The following is a 6,377-nucleotide window of genomic DNA, read 5'->3' as shown; positions in this document are numbered from 1 at the left end:
GTGCCGGCGGACGCGGTGGACGAGCTTTTCGGCCGGGCCGGGCTCGTCGTGGCGCTGGACGCGCTTGTGACGCCCACGACGGAACGGGCGGACGTGGCGCTTCCGGCGGCGACGTTCGCGGAGGGGGACGGGACGCTCGTTTCCTCCGAGGGCCGCGCCCAGCGGTTTTTCCAGGCGCTCGTCCCCGAGGGGGACGTCCAGGAGAGCTGGCGGTGGCTGCGGGACCTCGCGCGGGCGGCCGGGCGGGAGGCGATGTCGGGCTGGGAGCGGCTGGACGACGTGACGGCGGCTTTGGCGGCGGCGGTTCCGGAGCTTGCGCGCGTGACCGAATGCGCGCCGCCGGCCTGGTTTCGGATTCTCGATCAGAAGATTCCCCGGCAGCCGCCGCGCGCCAGCGGCCGGACGGCGATCGCGGCGCACCGGACGGTTCACGAACCGAGGCCGCCGGACGATCCGGACGCCCCGCTGGCGTTCTCGATGGAAGGATACGGCGGGCCTCCGCCGCCGCCGCTGCTCGCGTACGTCTGGGCGCCGGGGTGGAACTCCGAGCAGGCGATCCACAAGTTCCAGAGCGAGGCGGACGGACCGCTCGCGGGCGGGGACCCCGGAGTTCGGCTTCTCGAGCCGGGGCCTCCGGGGGGCGCGCCGTGGAGGCTCGACGGGGGACCGCCGTTTCGCCGGAGCGAGGGGAAATGGTTCTTCGTGCCGGTGGCGCATGTCTTCGGGAGCGAGGAGCTGAGCGCCCGGGGGCCCGCGGTGCGCGAGCGGATTCCGCGGGCGGCGATCGTCCTGGGGGCTGCGGATGCGGAGCGATTGAGGGCGGTTTCGGGAACGGCGGTCGAGGTCCGCCTGCCGGGGTTCGCCGGAAGGCTTCCGCTGGAGGTTCGGCCGGAGTGGCCGGAGGGCGTGGCGGGATTCCCGGCGGGCTTTCCGGGGATGCCGGGGGTGGAGCTTCCCGCGTGGGGGGCGATCCGGGGGCCGGCATGAGCGGGATTCCCAGGATTCTGATGGAGACGGCGGCGGTGCTGGGCGGCGCGCTGAGCCTGGCGGGCGGCATGATCTGGCTGGAGCGGCGGCTTCTGGCGCTGTGGCAGGATCGGCTGGGGCCCAATCGCGTCGGGCCGTTCGGGCTCCTGCAGGTCGCGGCCGACCTGATCAAGCTCCTGGCGAAGGAGGACTGGGTTCCGCCGTTCGCGGACCGGACGCTTTTCGTTCTGGCGCCCGCGCTGACGGCGGTGGCGGCGCTCGCGGCGCTGGCGGTGATCCCTTTCGCGCCCGGCTGGGGGGTGGCGGATCTGGACGTGGGACTTCTCTTCTTTCTGGGCGCCTCCGCGCTGGGGGTCTACGGCGTGCTGCTGGGGGGATGGGCGTCGCGCAGCAAGTATGCGCTGCTGGGAAGCCTGCGGGTGGGGGCTCAGGTTCTGAGCTACGAGGTTTTCATGGGGCTTTCGCTTCTGGGCGTGGCGGCGCTGGCGGGTTCCTTCCGGATGAGCGACATCGTGGAGGCGCAGAAGGACGGATGGTTCGTTCTTCCGCAGCTTCCCGGGTTTCTCGTTTTCCTCGTGGCCGGAATCGCGGAGACGCGCCGTTCGCCGCTGGACCTTCCGGAAGCGGAAAGCGAACTGGTGGCGGGCTTTCACGCGGAGTACTCGGGCTTCAAGTTCGCGCTCTTCTTCGTGGGAGAGTATGTGGGGATGGCAACGATCGCGTCGGTGGCGGTGACGTGCTTTCTGGGGGGCTGGCGCGGTCCGCTGCTGCCTCCGGCGGCGTGGTTTTTCATCAAGCTGGCGCCGCTCCTGGCGCTCTTCATCCTGGTGCGCGCGGCGCTGCCGCGGCCGCGGTACGACCAGCTTTTGCGGTTCGGCTGGACGGCGATGTTGCCGCTGGCGCTTCTAAACCTGGCGGGGGCGGCGCTCTGGCGGGCGGCGCGCGCGTGACGAACGCGCGCCGCGCGGGTCTTCTCTTCCGCGGGGAACCGTCGATGTGGAGCCTGCTGCGCACGATCGTCCTGGTCTTCCGTCACGCCTTCCGGCGCCGGGCGACGATCCCCTATCCTGACGTCCGGCGCGCCCGGGCGCCGCGCTGGAAGGGGCGGATCGTCCTCACCCGCGACCCGGACGGCGGCGAGCGTTGCGTGGCCTGCTACCTGTGCGCGGTCGCCTGCCCCGTGGACTGCATCGCGCTCCAGGCCGCGGAGGACGCGACCGGGCGGCGTTACCCCGCGTTTTTCCGGATCAACTTCTCGCGCTGCATCTTTTGCGGATACTGCGAGGAAGCCTGTCCCACGTACGCGATCCAGCTCACTCCCGACTTCGAGATGAGCGAGTATCGCCGCGAGTACCTGGTCTACGAGAAGGAGGACCTCCTCATCCGGGGGCCCGGGAAATACCCGGGATACAACTTCTACCGCGTGGCCGGGGTGGCCATCGGCGGCAAGGACAAGGGAGAAGGGGAACAGGACGACCCGCCCGTGGACGTCCGCACCCTCCTTCCGTAAGGACGCGCGGGGCGCCCCATGGACGTGCCTTTCTTCGCGGCGGCGGCGACGGCGGCGGGCTCGACGCTGCTGGCCCTGACCCGGCGCCATCCGGTCCAGGGACTCCTCTACTTCCTCGTCTCTCTTCTGGCGACCGCGACGGTCTTCTTCCTCGTGGGCGCGCCGCTCGTCGGGGCGCTCGAGATCATCCTCTACGCCGGCGCGATCCTGGTGCTCTTCCTCTTCGTCGTCATGATGTTTCCCGAACGGCCCGAGGCCGAGGATCCCGAGCGCCGGCGGCCCGCCGTCTGGAAGGGACCCTCGGCGCTCGCGGCGCTGCTTCTGGGGGAAACGCTCTTCGTCGTGACGCGCGGGGCCCCGGCGCGGGAGGAGGCGCTGCGCCCCGTGAGCGCCGCCGGGACGGGGGCGGCGCTTTTCGGGCCGTACGTTCTGGCGGTGGAGCTGGCGTCCTTCCTGCTCCTGGCGGCGCTCGTGGCGGCCCTTCACCTCGGCCGGCCGGGGGAGCGGAAGGAGGCGGCGTGACGCGCGCGGGCGTGGAAGCGGTCTTCGCCCTGGCGGGGATCCTCCTGGCGGCCGGGATGGCGGGGCTCGTGGCGCGGAGGAACATCCTCTTCGCGCTCGTGGCGGTGGAGGTGATGCTCAACGCGGCGGGCCTGGCTTTCGTGGCGGCGGGAGCCCGGTGGGGGCGGCCGGAGGGGCAGGCGATGTTCCTCCTCATCCTGGCCGTGGCGGGCGCGGAGCTTTCCGTGGCGCTGGCCCTTGTCCTTCGGCTCTACCGGGAGTTCCGGACGCTCGACGCCGACGCGGCCAGCCAGATGCGGGGATGACGATGACGTGTGCGGATGCGGGCCTGGCGCTCCTTCCCGTCCTCCCGTGGGCGGGGACGCTGGCGATCGCGCTCGGAGGACGCCGGCTGTCCGAGCGCGCGGCCGCCGCCACCGCCGTGGGGGCCGCGGGGCTGGCGGCGCTCCTGGCGCTGGCGCTCGCCGGGGAGGCCGCCTCGGGGGTCGAGCGGCGCGTCGTTCTCGGATCCTGGATGGCCGCGCCCGACTTCACCGCGCGCCTGGCGTTCCGCCTGGACGCGCTCTCGGCGACGGCGGCGGCGGTCGTGGCCTCGGTCGGGTTCCTGATCCACCTCTATTCGGTGGGCTACATGGCGGGCGAGGAGGGGTACCGGCGATTCTTCTCTCTGATGAATTTCTTCGTGGGCGCGATGCTCGTCCTCGTGCTGGCGGACGACCTCGCGCTCCTCTATCTGGGCTGGGAAGGCGTGGGCCTGGCGAGCTATCTCCTGATCGGATTCTGGTTCGCGGAGCCGGCCAATGTCCGGGCGGCGCGGAAGGCGTTCGTCATGACCCGTCTCGGGGACGCGGCTCTGGCGGTGGGCCTCCTCCACCTGGCGACGTCGCTCGGCACGCTCGAGGTCTCGGCCGTCGCGCGCGCTCCGGCGGCGTGGGTGCCCGATACCGGGCCCGCGGTCCTGGCGGCGGCCCTTCTGGTGACGGGCGCGGCGGCCAAGTCGGCCCAAGTGCCGCTCCAGACGTGGTTGCCCGACGCCATGGCGGGCCCCACGCCCGTAAGCGCGCTTCTCCACGCCGCGACGATGGTGGCCGCGGGGGTTTACCTCCTGGCGCGAACCTCGGGGATTCTGGCGGCGGCGCCGTCCGTCCAGGCGGTCGTGGCCGCGATCGGGACGGCGACGTTCCTTCTGGGCGGCGGATCGGCGCTGGCGCAGAGGGATCTCAAGAGGGCGCTCGCGTACTCCACGATGAGCCAGATCGGCCTCATGTTCGCCGCGCTGGGAGCCGGCGCCGCGGCGGCGGCGATCTTCCATTTCGCGGCGCACGCGTTTTTCAAGGCGCTTCTCTTCCTTTCGGGGGGAGCGATCATTCTCGCGGCCCGGCACGAGCAGAACGTGTTCCGCCTGGGCGGGCCGGCGCGGCGGATGCCCGGAACGGGGATCGCCTTCGCGATCGGCGCGGTGGGGCTGGCGGGGCTGCCCTTCGCGACGGTGGGCTTCTGGAGCAAGGAAGCCGTCCTTTCCGGCGTGTGGGCCTCGTCCCGGGGCGGCCCGGGGCTGGCGTGCGTCCTTCTGGCGGGCTCCGCGCTGACGGCGGTTTACGCCTTCCGCCTGGTGTTTCTCGTCTTTTTCGGGCCCGAACGAAGGGTGCCCGCGGAGCGTCCGCCGGCGATCCTGCGGCCTCCGATCGCGGCGCTGGCGATTCTCACGGTCGGGGCGGGTCTTCTGGAGGGGCCCGCCCTGGCGTTCCTCGGGCGGGCGCTTCCGTCCCCGTCGGGGCCTGAAGTACCGGTTCTGTTCGAAGCGGCGGCGCTCTGGGTTCCGCTGCTGGGAGCGTCCGTGGCGCTGGCGCTCTGGGGAGTCCGGCCGGCCTGGAGGGAGGCGCTCGTCCGGAGTCGTGCGGCGGAGGCGATCCGGAAGGGGGCGCTTCAGGGATGGGGATTCGACGCCGCGTACGGGGCTCTCGTGGGGCGCCCGGTGGAGCGGCTGGCGAGGGCCGCCCGCGAGGACGTGGCCGACGAGATCCCGCGCGCCCTGGAGCGGGCGGCGAAGCGGGCGCATCGGGGGCTGGCCGGCACGCAGACCGGGCGTCTCCGCACGTACGCGGGGGCGATCGCGATCGGAGCGATTCTTCTCGTGGCGATTCTCGTGGTGGCGGCATGATTCCGGCGGCGCTTGTGGTCGTGCTCCTGGGGGGCGGGATCGGGGCGCTTCTGGCGGGGCGCCGACCGGGATGGGCGCGGGGCCTCGCGGTGGCGGCGCTCGCGGCGGACCTGGCGCTGGCGGCGTGGGCTGCGGCGGCGCCGGGGGTGGAAGAGGCGTCGTGGCCCTGGATCCCCCGCTTCGGCGCGGGCCTCCGCCTGAGCCTGGACTCGCTGAGTCTGGCGCTGGTGTTCTTGACGCTGTTTCTGGGCCTGATCGCCGTGGCGGCGTCGTGGACGGAGATCCGGGAGCGGGTGGGATTCTTTCACTTCAACCTGCTCTGGACGCTGGCGGGGGTGGTGGGGGTCTTCGTCGCGTTCGATCTTCTGCTTTTTTATCTCTTCTGGGAGCTGATGCTGGTCCCGATGACGTTCCTGATCGGCATCTGGGGGCACGAGCGGCGGCTGGCGGCGTCGCTGAAATTTTTCGTCTTCACGCAGGCGGGAGGGCTGTTTCTCCTGCTGGCGATCCTGGCGCTTTCGGTCCTGCACGAGCGTGCGACGGGGGAGCGGACGTTCTCCTATCGAAGCCTGCTCGGCACGCCGCTGGGGGCGGGGGCGGAAGCGTGGCTCCTGGCGGGGTTTCTCGGGGCGTTCCTGGTGAAGTTGCCCGCCGTGCCGCTTCACGCGTGGCTTCCGGACGCGCACACGGAGGCGCCCACGGGGGGCAGCGTGATTCTGGCGGGACTGCTCCTGAAGACGGGGGGCTACGGTCTTCTTCGCTTCGCCGTTCCGCTTTTTCCCGGCGCGGCGGAGGCGTTGGCGCCGTTCGGGCGGGCGCTCGGGGCGGTGGGGATTCTCTACGGAGCGTTCCTCGCGTTCGCGCAGACGGACCTCAAGCGCCTGGTGGCGTACACGAGCGTGAGCCACATGGGATTCGTCCTCCTGGGGGTGTTTTCGCGGAACGAGGAGGGGCTGCGCGGGGCGGTGGCGCAGATGGTGGGACACGGGCTGGCGACGGGGGCGCTTTTCCTGCTGGCCGGCGCGATCGAGGAGCGGACGCGCACGCGGGACCTGGACCGGCTGGGGGGGCTCTGGCCGTCCGTGCCCCGGCTGGGGACCGCCGCGCTGTTCTTCACGGCGGCCGGGATCGGCCTGCCCGGCCTGGCGCCGTTTGTGGGAGAGTTCCTGACGCTTCTGGGGGCGTATCGGCGGGAGC

7 protein-coding genes are annotated in these 6,377 nt (G+C 72.1%); all 7 read left to right on the top strand.

Annotation, left to right across the window (positions count from 1 at the left end; genetic code table 11):
- A partial coding sequence (locus tag VNO22_03525) for a molybdopterin-dependent oxidoreductase (protein ID HXG60422.1) occupies nucleotides 1–987 on the top strand: 987 nt, incomplete at its 5' end.
- A gap of 20 nt (nucleotides 988–1,007) precedes the next feature.
- The gene (gene nuoH / locus VNO22_03520; GenBank protein HXG60421.1) at nucleotides 1,008–1,937 is read left to right on the top strand and encodes an NADH-quinone oxidoreductase subunit NuoH; all 930 of its coding nucleotides are present in this window, start codon (nucleotides 1,008–1,010) and stop codon (nucleotides 1,935–1,937) included.
- A 44-nt stretch (nucleotides 1,938–1,981) separates the two neighbouring features.
- Complete coding sequence (gene nuoI / locus VNO22_03515; protein ID HXG60420.1) at nucleotides 1,982–2,497, top strand: NADH-quinone oxidoreductase subunit NuoI; 516 nt, start codon at nucleotides 1,982–1,984, stop codon at nucleotides 2,495–2,497.
- Nucleotides 2,498–2,515: 18 nt separating this feature from the next.
- Nucleotides 2,516–3,019, top strand: a complete 504-nt coding sequence (gene nuoJ / locus VNO22_03510) for an NADH-quinone oxidoreductase subunit J (protein ID HXG60419.1) — start codon at nucleotides 2,516–2,518, stop codon at nucleotides 3,017–3,019.
- Nucleotides 3,016–3,324, top strand: coding sequence for an NADH-quinone oxidoreductase subunit NuoK (nuoK, locus tag VNO22_03505; GenBank protein HXG60418.1), 309 nt, complete (start codon nucleotides 3,016–3,018; stop codon nucleotides 3,322–3,324). Before nuoJ ends, nuoK begins: the two co-directional genes overlap by 4 nt.
- Before the next feature lie 2 nt (nucleotides 3,325–3,326).
- The gene (gene nuoL / locus VNO22_03500) at nucleotides 3,327–5,180 is read left to right on the top strand and encodes an NADH-quinone oxidoreductase subunit L (GenBank protein HXG60417.1); all 1,854 of its coding nucleotides are present in this window, start codon (nucleotides 3,327–3,329) and stop codon (nucleotides 5,178–5,180) included.
- Nucleotides 5,177–6,377: NADH-quinone oxidoreductase subunit M (locus tag VNO22_03495; protein HXG60416.1), on the top strand; the 1,201-nt coding region annotated here is incomplete at its 3' end. The genes nuoL and VNO22_03495, both read left to right, overlap by 4 nt.

It is taken from the genome of Planctomycetota bacterium, from assembly GCA_035574235.1.
GTDB lineage: Bacteria > Planctomycetota > MHYJ01 > MHYJ01 > JACPRB01 > DATLZA01.
Note: the sequence above shows the minus strand (reverse complement) of the source record. Positions and strands in the feature narration are given on the sequence as shown.

Excerpts from the sequence above, each read along its gene's own strand:
- nuoJ (HXG60419.1), top strand. The coding sequence starts at position 2,516 with ATGGACGTGCCTTTCTTCGCGGCGGCGGCGACGGCGGCGGGCTCGACG.
- nuoI (HXG60420.1), top strand. The coding sequence starts at position 1,982 with ATGTGGAGCCTGCTGCGCACGATCGTCCTGGTCTTCCGTCACGCCTTC.
- nuoL (HXG60417.1), top strand. The coding sequence starts at position 3,327 with ATGACGTGTGCGGATGCGGGCCTGGCGCTCCTTCCCGTCCTCCCGTGG.
- nuoH (HXG60421.1), top strand. The coding sequence starts at position 1,008 with ATGGAGACGGCGGCGGTGCTGGGCGGCGCGCTGAGCCTGGCGGGCGGC.